We start from the raw sequence: 16,293 nt of genomic DNA, 5'->3' as shown, positions 1-16,293 counted from the left end.
GAGGGCAGGCGCCGCCGCGAGCGCGGCGCGGGCGCCGGAGCAGCGCACGCGTCAGAACGGAATCAGGCCGCCGGCGTGGTCGGCAAGTCCGGTGCTTCGGGCGTTTGCACGCCGAAGCAGCCGCGATAGGTCGCGTAGAACGAGCAGTACAGCATGGTCGTGACGATCATCGTGGCGGGCATCAGGATGGCGAACGCGAAGTCGCCCGCGCCCAGCGCCTGCATCAGCGCGGACAAGCCGAGCGACACCGTCATCGCCACCGCGAACCACAGCGCGCCGAACACGATGAACGCGCCGCGGTTGCGCCAGCAACTGACGAGGCTGAAGAACATCGCCTTGACGGGCGGCACGTCATGCCACGCGGCGAGAATGGGCGAGAACCAGAAAATCATCGCCATTGGAATGTAGACCACGAAAGCTGTGATCACCGCCAGCGGTATATTGCTGTTGGCGATCGCGTCCTGATCCATCGTGGCGGCGCCGAGCATGACCTTCAGCAGCATGCCGCCGTCCGCGAGCGCTGAGGCGGCCAGCACCAATGCCATCGCGACGACGTAGAGCACGCCGAGCACCAGCAGCCGTTTGGCGACCACCGGGCCGTACGAGTGAAAACCGTCCACCAGAATGGTAGGGAACACCGGTTTGCCGGCGATCGTGTTGCGGCACGCCGCCATGAAGCCGACCGCGACGCCCGGAATGAAGGCCAGCGGCAACACGCCGCCGACCACCGGAATCTGCGCCACGAGCGTCATCACCAGCAGATAGGTGAAGAACAGCGTCAGGAACGCGAGCGGGTTCTTGCGGAACAGCCAGATACCCTGCCGGAACCACACATAGCCGGCTTTCGCGGGGACTTCGATCAGTTGCATGAGGTATGAATGCCTGGAAGTGCAACGCCGGTCAGGCGTTCGCGCAGAATGCGCTCGAAATGGCCGGGGTCGTGCGGTTTGAGCAATTCGGCCGCGCGCGGCAAATAAAAATCATACAGGCGCGAGACCCAGAAACGGTACGCGCCCGCTCGCAGCATGTCGCCCCAATGGCGGTTTTCTTCGGCGGTGAAGGGGCGCACGGTCTGGTAGGCGCGCAGCATGGCTTCGGTGCGCGCGTCGTCGAGCTTGCCGGTGGCGAGGTCGACGCACCAGTCGTTGACCGTCACCGCCACGTCGAACAGCCATTTGTCGCAGCCGGCGAAATAGAAGTCGAAGAAACCGCCGAGGCGCACTTCGTGGCCTGTCTCCGGCGCGGCGTGCGCGAACATGGCGTTGTCGCGGAACAGATCGGCGTGGCACGGGCCTTCGGGCAGCGCGGCGTAGTCGGCGGAGGCGAAGAAGGCTTCCTGATGCGCCAGTTCGGACGACAGCAGGTCGCGTTGCTCGCCTTCCAGAAACGGCAGGATGGTCGGCACGGTTTCCTGCCACCACGGCAGGCTGCGCAGATTCGGCTGATACCCGGCGTAATCACGTCCTGCGAGGTGCATGCGCGCCAGCATTTGCCCGACTTCGATGCAGTGCTCGACGCCCGGCGCCAGTTCCGGCGTGCCTTCGAGCTTGGTCACGATGGCCGCGGGTTTGCCATGCAAGGTGCCGAACAGCGCGCCGTCTTCGCGCGGCATGGGGTCCGGCACCGGTACGCGGTGCGCGGCCAGATGCCGCATGAGGTCGAGATAGAACGGCAGCTGTTCGGCCGTCAGCTTTTCGAAAATCGTGAGGACGTATTCGCCGCGCGTCGTCGTCAGGAAGAAGTTGCTGTTCTCAATACCGGAGGAAATGCCGCGAAATTCGACGACGTCGCCGAGATCGTAATGGCTCATCCATTCTGCAAGTTGGGGTTCGGTGACAGCGGTGAAGACAGCCATGCGGGAAACGTCGGATCAGGTTGGTCGGGCTGGCGCGATTCGGCCAGTGCGATGTGCGGCAAATGCGGTATCGGGAAAGCGTTTTTGCGGCGCCGTGAAGCGCGGCGGTATTTTCAATGCCTTACCGCCAAGGCGGCCGGCCAGGCAGTCTGAGGCTCGGGACGGCGTCTTGCCGGCGAGTGGATCCGGGCGCCGGCGCACACCGCGGCGCCGCCCCGGCATGCGTCAATAGGTCAGGTGCACCGACGGCAAACGCGTGCTTGCGCGGCCGTTGTCGCGCACGGAGGGCGACGTGTCGAGCGGCGCGCTCATTTGATAGCGCGTGCCGAGGTTCGAATGCACGTTGATTTCGACAGGCTTGCCTTTGTCGCGGTATTCGGTGATTTCGGTGCCGTTGGCGCTGCGTTCGTAGAAGCTCGGCGTGCGTGGGACGTTGATTTCGACCTTCGAACTGACCTCCGCAGCCGGACGATTGATCTTCTCCAGGTCGGGCAGGCCGGCCCGTTCGTTGGCGGACTGAGGCACGCCGGGAGCCGGTGTATCGTCGACAGGCTGGGCAGCCATCGCGGCGTTGCCAAAGGCGAAGGCCAGTGCAACGGCGACGGGAAGGAGCGGCTTCATGGTGATTCTCCAATGTGGTGCCCCGATTCTAGCAAATCCCACCTGGTCCTCGGGCGCGACCGCCTTATTTTGCGCCGCTTTCGCGCGGCGTGCGCGCAAACTTGCGGGCACCGCCGCAACGTGTGTTGCAGCACCGTCAGGTGATTTGGCGAGTAACGGTTCCGTGGTAATGTGGCCTCATCATTAGAGGCGAATGAAGATGAACAACGATACCAATCAACGCGCGGTGCAGACTCCCGCCAACAGCTTCCCAACCGAATCCTTCGACGACGCGACCGAGGCCGTCACCCGTCTCTCGGCGATCTACGAAGCGAACACTTCGTTCCTGCGCGACGCCTTCGCGCGCTATCGCCGCAACGAGTTGTTCGAACGCCGGGTGCGCGCCTGCTATCCGTTCGTGCGGGTGTGCACCGAGGTCAACACGCATATCGACTCACGCCGCTCATATGGTTTCGTCGCGGGTCCGGGCGTGTTCGAGACGACCGTCACGCGGCCCGATCTGTTCGGCAACTACTATCGCGAGCAATTGCGCCTGCTGGCCAAAAACCATCACGTGCAGATCGAAGTCGGCGTGTCGGACCAGCCCATTCCAATTCATTTCGCTTTCGCCGAGGGCATCCACCTCGAAGGCGATCTGGATCGCGAGCGCCTGTTCCTCATGCGCGACGTGTTCGACACGCCGGACCTGGCGCTGCTCGACGACCGCATCGTCAACGGTACGTATGAACCGCTGCCGGGCGAGCCGCATCCGCTTGCGCTGTTCACGGCGGCGCGGGTCGATTTCTCGCTGCATCGGCTGAAGCACTATACGGCGACCTCGCCCACGCACTGCCAGAACTACGTGCTGTACACGAACTACCAGTTCTATATCGACGAGTTCGTCAAACTCGGCCGCACGATGATGGCCCATATCGACGACGAAGAACTGCGCGCCTATCGCAGCGAATACACGTCGTTTGTCGAGCCGGGCGACGTGGTCACGTACAACGCGAATCTCGGTGAGCAGGAACAGGAAGGCACGGCGCCGCCGCGTTTGCCGCAGATGCCCGCGTATCACCTGAAGCGCGCCGACGGCAGCGGCATCACGATGATCAACATCGGCGTCGGACCGTCGAACGCGAAGACCATCACCGATCACATCGCCGTGCTGCGTCCGCATGCGTGGATCATGCTCGGTCACTGCGCGGGGCTGCGCAACACGCAGCGTCTCGGCGACTACGTGCTGGCGCACGGCTATGTGCGCGAGGACCACGTGCTCGACGACGACTTGCCGCTGTGGGTGCCGATTCCGGCGCTCGCCGAAGTGCAGGTGGCGCTGGAGCGCGCGGTCGCGCAGGTCACGCAGCTGGACGGCGTCGAACTGAAGCGCGTGATGCGCACGGGCACGGTGGCGAGTGTGGACAATCGCAACTGGGAGTTGCGCGATCATCGCGAGCCGGTGCAGCGGCTCTCGCAAAGCCGGGCGGTTGCGCTCGATATGGAGAGCGCGACCATCGCCGCAAACGGTTTCCGTTTCCGCGTGCCTTACGGCACCTTGCTGTGCGTGTCGGATAAGCCCTTGCATGGCGAATTGAAGCTGCCCGGCATGGCCGATCAGTTCTATCGCGCGCAGGTCGATCAGCATCTGCAGATCGGCGTGAAGGCGATGGAGCTATTGCGGATGAACGGCCTGCATCGTTTGCATAGCCGCAAGCTGCGCAGCTTTGCGGAAGTCGCGTTTCAGTGAGCGTGTTTTTTGCGAGCAAGGGCGAGCGCCACATCGGCTCGCTCTTGCCCGATCAAAGTCAAAACTGCCCGAAGCCGGTTAAGCCGATCAGACTGCCAGCCGCGAGAAGCCAGAGCGGATGGATGCGCGTGGTCATCGCCATGACAGCGGTGAACGCCGTAATCGCCCAGGCAATGGCGGTTGGATTCGACGCTTCGGCAATCAGCGCAGCGCTCGCCGCGATGATGCCGGCGGTCACCGGCACCAGTCCCAGCTGCGCATAGCGCCGCCACGGGCGGTCCTTGAAGCGCTCCCACGCATGCATCGCGAGGATCGTCACCAGCGACGACGGTCCGAACTTCGCCACCGACGTCACGAGCATGCCCGCCCAGCCGGCCACATGCCAACCGATTAGCGTGACGATCATCAGATTCGGCCCCGGTGCGGCCTGCGCGAGCGCGAACAGCGCGCTGAATTCGCTGGCCGGCATCCAGTGATGCACATCCACCACTTGCCGCTGCATCTCCGGAAGAATCGTATTGCCGCCGCCGAACGCGAGCAGCGAAAGCTGACTGAAAATAACGGCGAGGGAAATGAGCGTGTCGTTCATCGCGCGCTTCTCGACGCGATGTAGATGCTGAGCGGCGTCAGCACCAGCATGGTGGGCAGAAGCGGCAGCCGCATGATCGCAATTGCAATGAAGCCGAGTGCCGCGATGAACGCGGCCATTGGGCTGCGCCGCAGCGGCAGCACGATTTTCAGGGCCATTGAGATCAGCAGGCCAGCGGCTGCGGCGGCGAGACCGGCAAACAGATGACGAACGTGCGGGTCGTTTTGCGTGTGTTCGTACAGCACGCCGAGCCCGATCACCACCAGCGACGGTCCCGCGATCAGTCCAAGCAGACCGGCCAGCGCGCCCGGCACGCCGCGAAAGCGCATGCCCATTGCCACCGAAAGGTTGATCACATTGCCGCCCGGCAAAAACTGGCAGAGGCCGAGCAAGTCGGCGAATTCGTCGGCGCTGAGCCAGCGGCGTTGCTCGACCAGTGCGCGCCGCGCCAGCGGCAGTGCGCCGCCGAACGAGATCAGCCCGAGGCCGAGAAAGCCGCCGAAGATTTCCCGCAAGGTGGGCGTAGGCGCAAGCGCGGGCTCGGACGAGGTCAGATCGTGGTCCATATCGGTTAGCTTCCAGTTCAAGCTCAGGAGGTTAGCGCCGAACCGGCCTCGAGCAAAACGATTTTTGAGCACCGCTTTGTGATCTAGAATCACAAGCATGGCCCGTAACCTTCCTCCGTTTCCCGCGTTGCGCGCATTCGAAGCTGCCGCGCGGCATGAGAGCTTCACCGCGGCAGCGAACGAATTGCATGTGACGCACGGTGCAATCAGCCGGCAAGTCGCGGCTTTCGAAACATGGCTCGGCGTGCAGGTGTTTCAGCGTCGCGGCAAACGCGTGCGTTTGACCGACGACGGACGCCGCTACCTGTCCACTGTCCAGGCTGCATTCGACAGCATCGCGCACGCCACGGATCAATTGCGCGACACCGGTGTCGTCCATGTGCTGCGCGTGAATGCGTTGCCTACCTTCGCGATGAAATGGCTGCTGCCGCGGCTGCATCAGTTCCAGCGTAAGGTGCCGAACGTAGAGTTGCGACTGGCAACCTCGAATGCGCCGGTCGAGACGCTGGACGCTTTCGACGTTGCCGTGCGGCGTGGTCCCGCGCATTGGCCCAATTGCGTGAGCAGCCATTTTCTCGGCGAGACCGAGATCCCGGTGTGCAGCCCCGCGTTGCTGCAACGCTCGCCGATCAAGGTTGCCGACGATCTCGCGCGGCACGTGCTGCTGCATTCCGACACGCGGCCGGATGCCTGGCACAACTGGTTAGCAACGGCTGGCGTGACGGCGAAATGTCGCAAAAAACAGTCGTTCGATCACTTCTATCTGGCCTTGCAGGCTGCGGTGGACGGCCTCGGCGTGGCGCTCGGCCCAGTGCCCATGCTGGCGGATGAGCTAACTTCGGGACGGCTCGTGATGCCGCTGGCGGGTCCGCGTATCGATGCGCGCGGCTACTGGTGGGTGGCGAGGCGCGAAGTCGCGGATGCACCGCTCGTGAGCCAGTTCTGCGAATGGCTGCAAGCGCAAGGCGATCAGTTCGATCAAATGGAAACGGGCAGCCTTGAGGCTGCCCGTTAGGATCTGCATATCCACACCGCTGCGTGCATCATTTCGCGCCATGGCGCGAAGCGCGCAGCCTCACAGATAGAACATCCGATCTTCGTCCGACTTGGTCGGCTGCGGCTCGGTTTCTTCGCGGTCTTCATAGAACTTCAGCACCGCTTCGAGCACCTGGTCCGGATCGTCGATGACCTGCATGAGGTCCATGTCGGTCGGATTGATCAGGCCCATGGGCGTGAGCGAGTTCTTGAACCACGCGAGCAGGCCTTCCCAGAACTCGGCACCCACCAGGATGATCGGCACATGGCGCGACTTCTTGGTCTGGATCAGCGTGAGCACTTCGGCGAGTTCGTCCAGCGTGCCGAAGCCGCCGGGCATGACGATCACCGCGTCCGAGTTCTTCACGAACGTGACCTTGCGCGTGAAGAAATGGCGGAAGCGCAACGAGATGTCTTGCCACTGATTGCCCGACTGCTCGTGCGGCAATTCGATGTTCAGACCGACCGAAGGCGCCTTGCCCGCATGCGCGCCCTTGTTGGCCGCTTCCATGATGCCCGGGCCGCCGCCCGAGATCACTGCGAAGCCGGCATCCGAGAGCTTGCGCGCGATTTGCGTGGCCAGTTTGTAGTAGGGTGAGTTCGGTTTCAGGCGCGCTGAACCATAGATGCTGACAGCCGGACGAATCTCCGAGAGGTACTCGGTCGCCTCGATAAACTCTGCCATAATCGTGAACATCTGCCACGATGCGCGGGCCTTTTTGGCCGTTGCGCGCTCTTGATCTGCGAGTGATCGCAGACTCGGAATCACTTTTCTCTTAGTCATAATGCCTGAAGAACGAAGCCTTGAAGGTAAGACCCTGCTATTGGTCGACGGTTCGAGTTATCTGTACCGGGCCTACCATGCGATGCCGGATCTGCGCAGCCCCGACGGTAATCCCACGGGCGCGCTCTACGGGATGATCAACATGCTGCGGCGCATGCGCAAGGAAGTCACAGCAGAGTATAGCGCGTGCGTGTTCGACGCCAAGGGCAAAACGTTTCGCGACGACTGGTATCCGGACTATAAGGCGAACCGCCCGTCGATGCCGGACGACCTGTCGCGTCAGATCGAGCCGATTCATGTGGCCGTGCGGGCGCTCGGCTGGCCCTTGTTGATGATAGACGGCGTCGAGGCCGACGACGTCATCGGCACCCTCAGCACGGAAGCGGAAAAGCGTGGCATGAATGTGATCGTGTCGACGGGTGACAAGGATCTGGCGCAGCTTGTGTCGGATCATGTCACCCTCATCAATACGATGACTAACGAAACGCTCGACCGCGCCGGCGTGCTCGCCAAGTTCGGCGTGCCGCCGGAGCGCATTGTCGACTACCTGTCGTTGATCGGCGATACCGTTGACAACGTGCCCGGCGTCGAGAAATGCGGGCCGAAAACAGCGATCAAATGGCTGACGCAATTCGATTCGCTAGATGGCATCGTCGCACATGCTGACGAAATAAAAGGTGCGGTAGGAGACAATCTGCGCAGAGCGCTCGATTTTCTGCCAATGGCGAGGAAACTCGTCACCGTCGAGCGCAACTGCGACATGACCGACCATATCGTGTCGATCGAGGAAAGCCTGCAAAGCCGGCCGGAATCGCGCGAGGAACTGCGCGAGGTGTTCACGCGCCACGGCTTCAAGACGTGGTTGCGCGAAGTGGAAATCGCGGATGCCGTGGAAGGCCCGGAAACGGATGTGCCGCCGGCTTTGTCCGTGGATCACGAGCGGCACTACGACACCGTGCAGACGTGGGAACAATTCGACGCGTGGCTCGAGAAGATCAACGCGGCCGAGTTGACCTCGTTCGATACCGAAACCACCTCGCTCGATCCCATGACTGCTCAGATCGTGGGGCTGTCGTTGTCGGTGGAAGCCGGCCGCGCGGCGTATGTGCCGCTCGCGCATCGCGGCCCGGACGCGCCCGTGCAATTGCCGCGCGACGAAGCCCTCGCCAGGCTTAAGCCGTGGCTCGAAAGCGCCGAGCACAAGAAGGTCGGTCAGCATCTCAAGTACGACGAGCAGGTGCTGGCGAACTACGGCATTGAAATGCGCGGTGTCGAACACGATACGCTGCTGCAATCGTACGTGGTCGAATCGCATCGCACGCATGATATGGACAGCCTCGCGCTGCGCCATCTCGGCGTGAAAACGATCAAGTACGAAGAGGTCGCAGGCAAGGGCGCCGGGCAGATCGGTTTCGACGAAGTCGCGTTGGACAAGGCCGCCGAATACGCGGCGGAAGACGCCGACATCACCTTGCGGCTGCACCAGGCGCTGTATCCGCAAGTGACTGCCGAGAAGACTCTTGAGTACGTGTATCGCGCGATCGAACTTCCGACCTCGCGTGTGCTGCGCAAGATGGAGCGCACCGGCGTGCTGATCGACGCGGAGAAACTGCGCCAGCAAAGCAGCGAAATTGCCACGCGTCTGATCCAGTTGGAAAGCGAAGCGTATGTGCTGGCCGGCGGCGAATTCAACCTGGGTTCGCCCAAGCAGATCGGGCAGATCTTCTTCGAGAAGCTGGAGTTGCCGGTGGTCAAGAAGACGCCGAGCGGCGCGCCCTCTACCGACGAAGAAGTGCTGCAAAAGCTCGCCGAAGACTATCCGCTGCCGAAGATTCTGCTCGAACACCGCGGCTTGTCGAAGCTGAAGTCGACCTACACCGACAAGCTGCCGCGCATGGTCAACGCCACCACGGGCCGCGTGCATACGAACTACGCGCAGGCCGTGGCGGTCACGGGGCGCCTCGCGTCGAACGATCCGAACCTGCAGAACATTCCCGTGCGCACCGGCGAAGGCCGCCGTATTCGCGAAGCGTTTATCGCACCGCCCGGACACAAGCTGGTCTCGGCGGATTATTCGCAGATCGAATTGCGCATCATGGCGCACATTTCCGGCGACGAATCGCTGCTGCGCGCGTTCTCGCAGGGCGAAGACATTCACCGCGCCACGGCCGCGGAGATTTTCAGCGTGACGCCGCTCGAAGTGTCGAACGATCAGCGCCGCGTGGCCAAGGTCATTAATTTTGGCCTGATCTACGGCATGAGTTCGTTCGGTCTCGCCGCGAACCTCGGCATCACGCGCGACGCAGCCAAGCTCTATATCGACCGCTATTTCGCGCGTTATCCCGGCGTGGCGCGGTATATGGACGAAACGCGCGTGAGCGCGAAGGCCAAGGGTTATGTCGAAACAGTGTTCGGCCGCCGCCTGTGGCTGCCGGAGATCAACGGCGGCAATGGTCCGCGCCGTCAGGCGGCCGAGCGCGCCGCGATCAACGCGCCCATGCAAGGCACGGCCGCCGATCTGATCAAGCTCTCGATGATCGCGGTGCAGAATTGGCTCGAAGCGTCGAACATCGGCACGCGCATGATCATGCAGGTGCACGATGAATTGATTCTCGAAGTACCAGACGCGGAATTGTCCGATGTTCGCAAGCGCCTGCCCGAGTTGATGTGCGGTGTCGCCGACCTGAAGGTGCCGCTGGTCGCCGAAGTGGGCGCCGGCCTGAACTGGGAAGAAGCGCATTGACGTGCGTGTGACGGGGCGCGATATCGTCGTGCGCATGTCACACATGCGTATTGATGGCTTGTGACAACCCGTGCTGCTCGCGGACAATCGCTGAAAGACGGCGCCCATGTGATTCTCGTGTGCGCCGCACGACGCATAACCCATCGGCAAATACGGAGAGTTCCATGCATCGTTTTATCGTCGTTGGCGGAGGCGCGGGGGGATTGGAGCTGGCGACGCGTTTGGGCGATCGCTATGCACCCCATAAGAACAAGGGCGGTGTGCAGGCGCAGGTCACGCTCGTCGACCGCAACCCCACACATATCTGGAAGCCGCTCCTGCATGAAGTGGCGGCGGGCAGCATGGACCCGTTCACCCAGGAGCTCGAGTATGCGGCGCAAGCGCGTTGGCACGGCTTCGAATTTCAGCAAGGCGACCTGACCGGGCTGGACCGCGCGAACAAGCGCCTCACGCTCGGCACCGTGCTCGACGATGACGGCGCCGAGCTGCTGCCCGAACGCGAGCTCGAATACGACACGCTGATCGTCGCGATCGGCAGCACGACCGCCTTCTTCGGCGTGAAAGGCGCGCCTGAATTTTCCCTCGCACTCGACACCGTTAGCCAGGCCGAGCGTTTTCGCAAACGTCTGATCGCGGCCTGCATGCGCGCCGAGCATCAGGTGCATGAACCCGTCGAAGCAGCGCCGGACGCCGGCGCGCCCAGCGAGCCGCGCATTCAGGTGGCGATTGTCGGCGGCGGCGCGACGGGCGTGGAACTGTCGGCGGAATTGCGCAACACGGCGCAGGTGCTATCCGCCTACGGTCTGCACAAGCTCGATCCGCGGCATGATGTCGGCATTGTGTTGATCGAAGCGGGGCCGCGCATTCTGCCGGCTTTGCAGGAGCGCGTTTCGACGGCCACGGCCGAGCTGCTCACCAAGCTCGGCGTGAAGTTGATGATCGGCGAGACCGTGGCCGAAGTCGCGCCCGGCATGATCCGCACCGCGAGCGGCAAAACCGTGCGCGCCGACTTGACGGTGTGGGCGGCCGGCATCAAGGCGCCGGCGATTTTGAGCGAGCTCGACGGCTTGCCGGTCAACCGGCTCGGTCAGCTTATCGTGCGCCGTACGCTGCAAACAGAATCCGACGACAACGTCTTCGCGCTCGGCGATTGTGCCGCTTGTCCGTGGCCGGGCAACGAGCGCAACGTGCCGCCGCGCGCGCAGGCGGCGCACCAGCAGGCGAGCTTCCTGATGAAGGCGCTGACGGCACGGCTCGAAAACAAGCCGCTGCCGGAGTTCACCTATCGAGACTTTGGGTCGCTGGTGTCACTCGGGCATTTCAGCGCGGTCGGGAATCTGATGGGTGGGGTGATCGGCGGCAATATGCTGATCGAAGGGTTGTTCGCCCGCTTCATGTACATGTCGCTGTACCGGCTGCACATCGCCGCGCTGCACGGCTACGCGCGAATGGTGCTCGATACGTTTGCTCACTGGTTGCGCCGTACCACGCTGCCGCGGGTCAAGCTGCACTGAGGCGCCGGGTCGACGCTCGGAAACGTTGCATCTGCAACAGGATGCGTGTCAGGCGTATCCTGTTGCCTCCAACGTTCAACCGAGGAGCGCCGCATGCTGCAACCCGACATCGACAGCCTGGTCCCGCACGTCCCCTTCGACCGCCGTACCTTCATCAAGGCTGCGCTCGGCACTGGCTTCGCCGCCGCCGTGCTGCCGGTCTCGGCGCAAACCATCCATACCGATAGCGACGGCCTCGAAGCCGGCGAAGTGGCGGTGCGCTCCGGCGACACGCTGGTGCCGGCCTATCGCGCGCAGCCGAAAGGCAAGACGCACTTACCGGTGATCATCGTCGTGCACGAGATTTTCGGCGTGCACGAACATATCGCCGACGTGTGCCGGCGCTTCGCCAAACAGGGTTATCTCGCGATCGCGCCGAATCTGCTGGTCAGCAAAGTGCCGGACGATCAGGTGATGCGCGACCTCGACGCGACCGTCGTTTGGGCTGGCGAGCATGGCGGCGATCTGAACCGGCTGGGGGTGAATGGGTTCTGCTGGGGCGGGCGGATGGCGTGGTTGTACGCCGAACATAACCCGGGGCTGAAGGCGGGGGTTGCCTGGTATGGGCGAGTAACGGGCGCAAAAAACGCGATGATGCCGGAGAATCCGCTCGATCAGGTCGCGCAGCTTCGCGCGCCGGTGCTGGGGCTTTACGGATTGCAGGATCAGAGCATCCCGCAGGGAACGCTCGAACAGATGAAGCAGGCTATCGCGCAAGGTCCGCAAGTGGGACGCGGTTCGCAGTTCGTCGTGTATAACGATGCGGGTCACGCGTTTTTTGCGGACTACCGGCCGAGCTACAGGAAGGCCGACGCGGAAGACGGCTGGCGCCGTGCGCTGGCATGGTTCAAACAGCATGGGGTGGCTGCGATTGCGATTTAAGGCGGCCAGCAGGCCCGCGCTTCCTCGCTTGCGATAAGAAAAGGCCGTTGCGGCTTTCGGGCGGCAACGGCCTTTTGCTAATGGCGTGCTGTGGTGTTCGCTGCGGCGCTCAAGGATTTGCGCCCGTCGCAATGGGCCGCTTCGGATCCGAACTCCACTCGCTCCACGAGCCCGCGTACAACGCCGCGCCGTGCAGGCCGGCGACTTCCATCGCCAGGGCATTCACGCATGCCGTCACGCCCGAGCCGCATTGCAGGACCACGTGCTCCGGCGGCGTGTCGGCGAGCAGCGCGTGGTATTCCTCGCGCAACGTGTGAGCCGGTTTGAAGCGGCCGTCGGCGGTGAGGTTGTCTTTAAAGAAGCGATTGAGCGCGCCCGGAATGTGGCCGCCGACACGGTCCAGTGTCTCGTTCTCGCCGCGATAACGGTCGGCCGCGCGCGCGTCGACCACCACGCGTTCCTTCGAACCCAGATTGCGTTCGACCGTTTGCGCATCGACCGTGACGGACAGCGGAGCGCCTGCTTTGAAGTCGCCCGTGTTTTGAGCCGGTGCGTCCTGCGTCAGCGGATAACCGCCGGCTTCCCATGCCTGGAGCCCGCCGTCGAGCAGCGCGACAGCGTCGTGACCGAGCCAGCGCAGCAGCCACCACGCACGGGCGGCGTACATGCCGCCTTGCGCGTCATACGCGACGACCTGCTGGCCTTGCTTCAGGCCGCGCGATTCCAGCGTCTCCACCAGCCGCGCGCGATCCGGCAACGGATGGCGGCCGTTGTGACCGTTCTTCGGCCCCGACAGGTCGCGATCCAGATGCAGGTAATGCGCGCCCGGCAGATGCCCGGCCAGATAGGCTTTTTCGCCCGCTTCCGTGTCGGCCAGATCGAACCGGCAATCGATGACGAACACGCTGCCCGGCGCGGCGGCAAGCCGTTCCGCGAGATTGGTCGCGGAAATCAGAGTGGTGTAGTGAGTGTGCGGCATGACGTCTCCTGTCGACCCGAGTTAGAGCTTTAGCGCTTAGTCGGGTCCCATGCAAAGCGGTCGACCCGACTTAGCGCTTCAGTGCTTACTTGGGTCCCATGCAAAGCGGTCGACCCGAGTTGGCGCTTTAGCGTTTACCTGGGTCCCATGCAAAGCTCGATGCGGGCAATGGCGGCTCCGCTGGCGGCGACTTTCTGCCACCAACGGATGGCCGGCTTATGTCGTTAGTCTAAACAAAAAAGACGGACCGAAGCCCGTCTTTCCATGCCTTATTGCAGCCAGAAGAATCTGGTGAGCTGACTCAGCCGATCAGATCGTACCGAGTTCACGCCGCAAGAATTCGTGGAAGTGCTGCATGCCGTCTTCCATCGGGCTCTGATACGGGCCGACCTGCGATTCGCCGCGATTCATCAGCGCGCGGCGGCCGGCGTCCATGCGTTCGGCGATCTCGTCGTCTTCGCGCGCCGTTTCCATGTAGGCGGCGCGCTCGGCTTCGACGAACTCGCGCTCGAACAGCGCGATTTCCTCAGGGTAATAGAACTCCACCACGTTCGTAGTTTTCTGCGGGCCGCGCGGAATCAGCCATGACACCACCAGCACGTGCGGATACCACTCGATCATGATGCCCGGGTAGTACACCATCCAGATCGCGCCGAATTCTGGCGGGTTCCCGCCACGGAAGCGCAGCACCTCGTCGTGCCACTTGCGGTACGTGGGGCTGCCCGGCTGCTCCAGATCCTTGTGCACGCCGACCGTCTGCACGCTGTACCACTCGCCGAACTCCCACGTCAGATCGTCGCAATTGACGAAACTGCCGAGGCCCGGATGGAACGGTGCGACGTGGTAATCCTCCAGATAGACCTCGATAAAGGTCTTCCAGTTGTAGTTGCACTCGTGCACTTCGACGTGATCGAACATGAAGCCCGAAAAATCGAAGTGGTCCTTCGTGCCGAGCCGCGCCAGATCGCGCGCGACGTCACGTCCCTGCGCTTCGAACAGCAGACCTTGCCAGTTCTGCAACGACGTTGCGCCGAGATTCAGGCAGGGGTTGTCAGCGAAATGCGGTGCACCGAGGAGTTCGCCATGCAGATCGTACGTCCAGCGATGCAGGGGGCAGACGATATTCTCCGTCTGGCCGCGGCCGTTGAGCATGATGGCTTGCCGGTGGCGGCACACGTTCGACAGCAGTTCGACTTGCGACTGCTGGTTACGGACGAGCACACGCCCTTCGCTCTCGCTGGGCAAAGCAAAATAATTCCCCGCTTCGGGCACCATGAGATCGTGGCCGATGTAACGAGGACCTTTCTTGAAAAGGGTTTCGATTTCGCGCGTTAAAAGCGCTTCGTCAAAGTAAGCCGTGACTGGCAGCTGGCTGTGGACAGACCGCAACTGCAATGCATTGCTCAGATTGGACATTCCCACTCCCGTGAAGACGTGAAAGCAGTGAACAACCCAACCATCGAAGGTTTCGATTTAGGGAGCCCGCAATTATACCTGTTTCCCCTTCTTTGGGGCCGTTAAGTGCCTGATTTGGGTCAAAATTCTCAGGAAAGTTCGACGTTTTCGCCGCAGACCGATCGTTTTTTTTCTGCGAGACTGCTGGGACGGCGCACAGTGGGAAGGCGAGGCGTAGGGCGGTGGCGGCTCGGAAATATCGCTTTTGCCGTAGAATGTCCGACTTGTTTTAATTTTGCGACTATTCATGGCGAAGACCGCGTCGAAAGATACTGCTGCCACGCCAGCCGAAGGCGTCGACACCACGCCGCTGCCCGAGAATTACGAGGCCGCCCAGTCAGAGTTGGAAGGGCTGGTTGCACGCATGGAAAGCGGCAACCTCAGCCTCGAGGAGTCGCTCACCGCCTACCGGCGCGGCGCTGCCCTCGTGGCGTTTTGCCAGCAGCAGCTCGAAAAGGTCGAGCAGCAGGTGCGCGTGCTCGACGGCGAGACGCTCAAGCCGCTGCCCATGAATACCGCAGGCACAGCCGCTACTGAAAGCGGGGACGACCTATGACATTCGAACAATGGATGCGCTCGGTACTGGAGCGCGTCGAAACGGCGCTAGAACATTGCCTGCCCACCGAGGCAACCGCGCCCGCCACGCTGCATGAAGCCATGCGCTACGCCGTGCTGGGCGGCGGCAAGCGGGTTCGCCCGCTGCTGTGCCACGCGGCCGGCGAACTGACCGGCGCGCGCGCCGAGTGCCTCGACGCGGCCGCGGCGGCGCTGGAAATGATCCACGTGTACTCGCTCGTCCACGACGACATGCCGTGCATGGACGACGACGCGCTGCGTCGCGGCAAGCCTACCGTACACGTCAAATATGACGAAGCAACGGCATTGCTGGTCGGCGACGCGTTGCAATCCCAAGCGTTCGTTTCGCTGACGTCGGACGTTCTCGCCCCCGCGCAGCAGGCCGCGCTGGTGCGTGAACTGGCGCTGGCGAGCGGTTCGATCGGCATGTGCGGCGGGCAGGCCATCGACCTGGCGAGCGTCGGCCACACGCTGACGCGCACGCAACTCGAAACCATGCATCGCATGAAGACCGGCGCGTTGCTGCGCGCCGCGGTGCGCATGGGCGCACTGGCGGGCGAAACGCCGGACGCGGACGCCATGCGTTCGCTGGATGCGTATTCGGCCGCTGTCGGTCTCGCGTTTCAGGTCGTGGACGATATTCTCGACGTCACGACCGATTCCGCGACGCTCGGCAAAACGGCAGGTAAAGACGCGAAGGACGGCAAGCCGACCTACGTGTCGATTATTGGGCTCGACGCATCGCGCGCGCTCGCGGCGCAGTTGCGCAGCGACGCTCACGCCTCGCTGGCGCCGTTCGGCGCACGCGCGCAGCGTCTTGCCGAATTGGCCGACCTGGTGGTGAACCGGGTTAGCTGAACGCGAAAGCCCGCCGCCGCGCGTCTCCGTTATGAGGCGCATGTATGAAGTGCGGGCGCGTAAGTTTTCCT

15 protein-coding genes are annotated in these 16,293 nt (G+C 62.9%); 7 read left to right on the top strand and 8 right to left on the bottom strand.

The window, feature by feature from the left end; genetic code table 11:
* Positions 1-62: 62 nt before the first annotated feature.
* The 3 genes from B0G80_RS36850 to B0G80_RS36840 form a co-directional block, all read right to left on the bottom strand.
* Positions 63-869, bottom strand: coding sequence for a BPSS1780 family membrane protein (locus B0G80_RS36850; RefSeq protein ID WP_106282650.1), 807 nt, complete (start codon positions 867-869; stop codon positions 63-65).
* Complete coding sequence (locus tag B0G80_RS36845; protein ID WP_116122617.1) at positions 860-1,855, bottom strand: homoserine kinase; 996 nt, start codon at positions 1,853-1,855, stop codon at positions 860-862. Before B0G80_RS36845 ends, B0G80_RS36850 begins: the two co-directional genes overlap by 10 nt.
* Positions 1,856-2,080: 225 nt before the next feature.
* On the bottom strand, positions 2,081-2,476 hold the full coding sequence (locus B0G80_RS36840) for a hypothetical protein (protein WP_012428587.1): 396 nt from the start codon (positions 2,474-2,476) through the stop codon (positions 2,081-2,083).
* A gap of 199 nt (positions 2,477-2,675) precedes the next feature.
* On the opposite strand from B0G80_RS36840, the gene B0G80_RS36835 reads away from it, so the two are divergent.
* Entirely contained in the window at positions 2,676-4,202 is a 1,527-nt protein-coding gene (locus B0G80_RS36835; RefSeq protein WP_116122616.1) for an AMP nucleosidase, read from the top strand.
* A gap of 58 nt (positions 4,203-4,260) precedes the next feature.
* Here the strand turns inward: B0G80_RS36835 and B0G80_RS36830 are convergent, their stop codons facing one another.
* Together B0G80_RS36830 and B0G80_RS36825 are read right to left on the bottom strand one after the other, a co-directional pair.
* The gene (locus B0G80_RS36830) at positions 4,261-4,791 is read right to left on the bottom strand and encodes a chromate transporter (protein ID WP_106282652.1); all 531 of its coding nucleotides are present in this window, start codon (positions 4,789-4,791) and stop codon (positions 4,261-4,263) included.
* Positions 4,788-5,357, bottom strand: coding sequence for a chromate transporter (locus tag B0G80_RS36825; RefSeq protein WP_116123867.1), 570 nt, complete (start codon positions 5,355-5,357; stop codon positions 4,788-4,790). The genes B0G80_RS36830 and B0G80_RS36825 overlap by 4 nt, the downstream gene beginning before the upstream one ends.
* Positions 5,358-5,454: 97 nt before the next feature.
* Here B0G80_RS36825 and B0G80_RS36820 point away from each other — a divergent pair, with 97 nt between their 5' ends.
* Positions 5,455-6,372, top strand: coding sequence for a transcriptional regulator GcvA (locus B0G80_RS36820; RefSeq protein ID WP_116122615.1), 918 nt, complete (start codon positions 5,455-5,457; stop codon positions 6,370-6,372).
* A gap of 60 nt (positions 6,373-6,432) precedes the next feature.
* On the opposite strand, the gene B0G80_RS36815 is transcribed toward B0G80_RS36820, so the two are convergent.
* The gene (locus B0G80_RS36815) at positions 6,433-7,176 is read right to left on the bottom strand and encodes a TIGR00730 family Rossman fold protein (protein ID WP_106282655.1); all 744 of its coding nucleotides are present in this window, start codon (positions 7,174-7,176) and stop codon (positions 6,433-6,435) included.
* A gap of 1 nt (position 7,177) precedes the next feature.
* On the opposite strand from B0G80_RS36815, the gene polA reads away from it, so the two are divergent.
* From polA to B0G80_RS36800, 3 genes are all read left to right on the top strand, one after another.
* Positions 7,178-9,919: a DNA polymerase I gene (gene polA / locus B0G80_RS36810; RefSeq protein WP_116122614.1), complete on the top strand. Its 2,742-nt coding sequence runs from the start codon at positions 7,178-7,180 to the stop codon at positions 9,917-9,919.
* A gap of 164 nt (positions 9,920-10,083) precedes the next feature.
* Positions 10,084-11,433 (top strand): NAD(P)/FAD-dependent oxidoreductase, encoded by a 1,350-nt coding sequence (locus B0G80_RS36805; RefSeq protein WP_116122613.1) that lies wholly within the window; start codon positions 10,084-10,086, stop codon positions 11,431-11,433.
* Between the two features lie 93 nt (positions 11,434-11,526).
* On the top strand, positions 11,527-12,354 hold the full coding sequence (locus B0G80_RS36800; RefSeq protein WP_116122612.1) for a dienelactone hydrolase family protein: 828 nt from the start codon (positions 11,527-11,529) through the stop codon (positions 12,352-12,354).
* Positions 12,355-12,463: 109 nt separating this feature from the next.
* Here the strand turns inward: B0G80_RS36800 and B0G80_RS36795 are convergent, their stop codons facing one another.
* Both B0G80_RS36795 and B0G80_RS36790 read right to left on the bottom strand, forming a co-directional pair.
* Positions 12,464-13,333: a sulfurtransferase gene (locus tag B0G80_RS36795; protein ID WP_116122611.1), complete on the bottom strand. Its 870-nt coding sequence runs from the start codon at positions 13,331-13,333 to the stop codon at positions 12,464-12,466.
* A gap of 309 nt (positions 13,334-13,642) precedes the next feature.
* Positions 13,643-14,749 (bottom strand): aromatic ring-hydroxylating dioxygenase subunit alpha, encoded by a 1,107-nt coding sequence (locus B0G80_RS36790; RefSeq protein ID WP_106282660.1) that lies wholly within the window; start codon positions 14,747-14,749, stop codon positions 13,643-13,645.
* A 286-nt stretch (positions 14,750-15,035) separates the two neighbouring features.
* Here B0G80_RS36790 and B0G80_RS36785 point away from each other — a divergent pair, with 286 nt between their 5' ends.
* On the top strand, positions 15,036-15,344 hold the full coding sequence (locus B0G80_RS36785; RefSeq protein WP_106282661.1) for an exodeoxyribonuclease VII small subunit: 309 nt from the start codon (positions 15,036-15,038) through the stop codon (positions 15,342-15,344).
* Entirely contained in the window at positions 15,341-16,222 is an 882-nt protein-coding gene (locus B0G80_RS36780) for a polyprenyl synthetase family protein (protein WP_116122610.1), read from the top strand. Before B0G80_RS36785 ends, B0G80_RS36780 begins: the two co-directional genes overlap by 4 nt.
* Positions 16,223-16,293 lie beyond the last annotated feature (71 nt).

Origin of the sequence: Paraburkholderia sp. BL6669N2 (assembly GCF_003387275.1) — a bacterium.
GTDB lineage: Bacteria > Pseudomonadota > Gammaproteobacteria > Burkholderiales > Burkholderiaceae > Paraburkholderia.
This window is presented reverse-complemented; position numbering and strand designations above follow the sequence as displayed.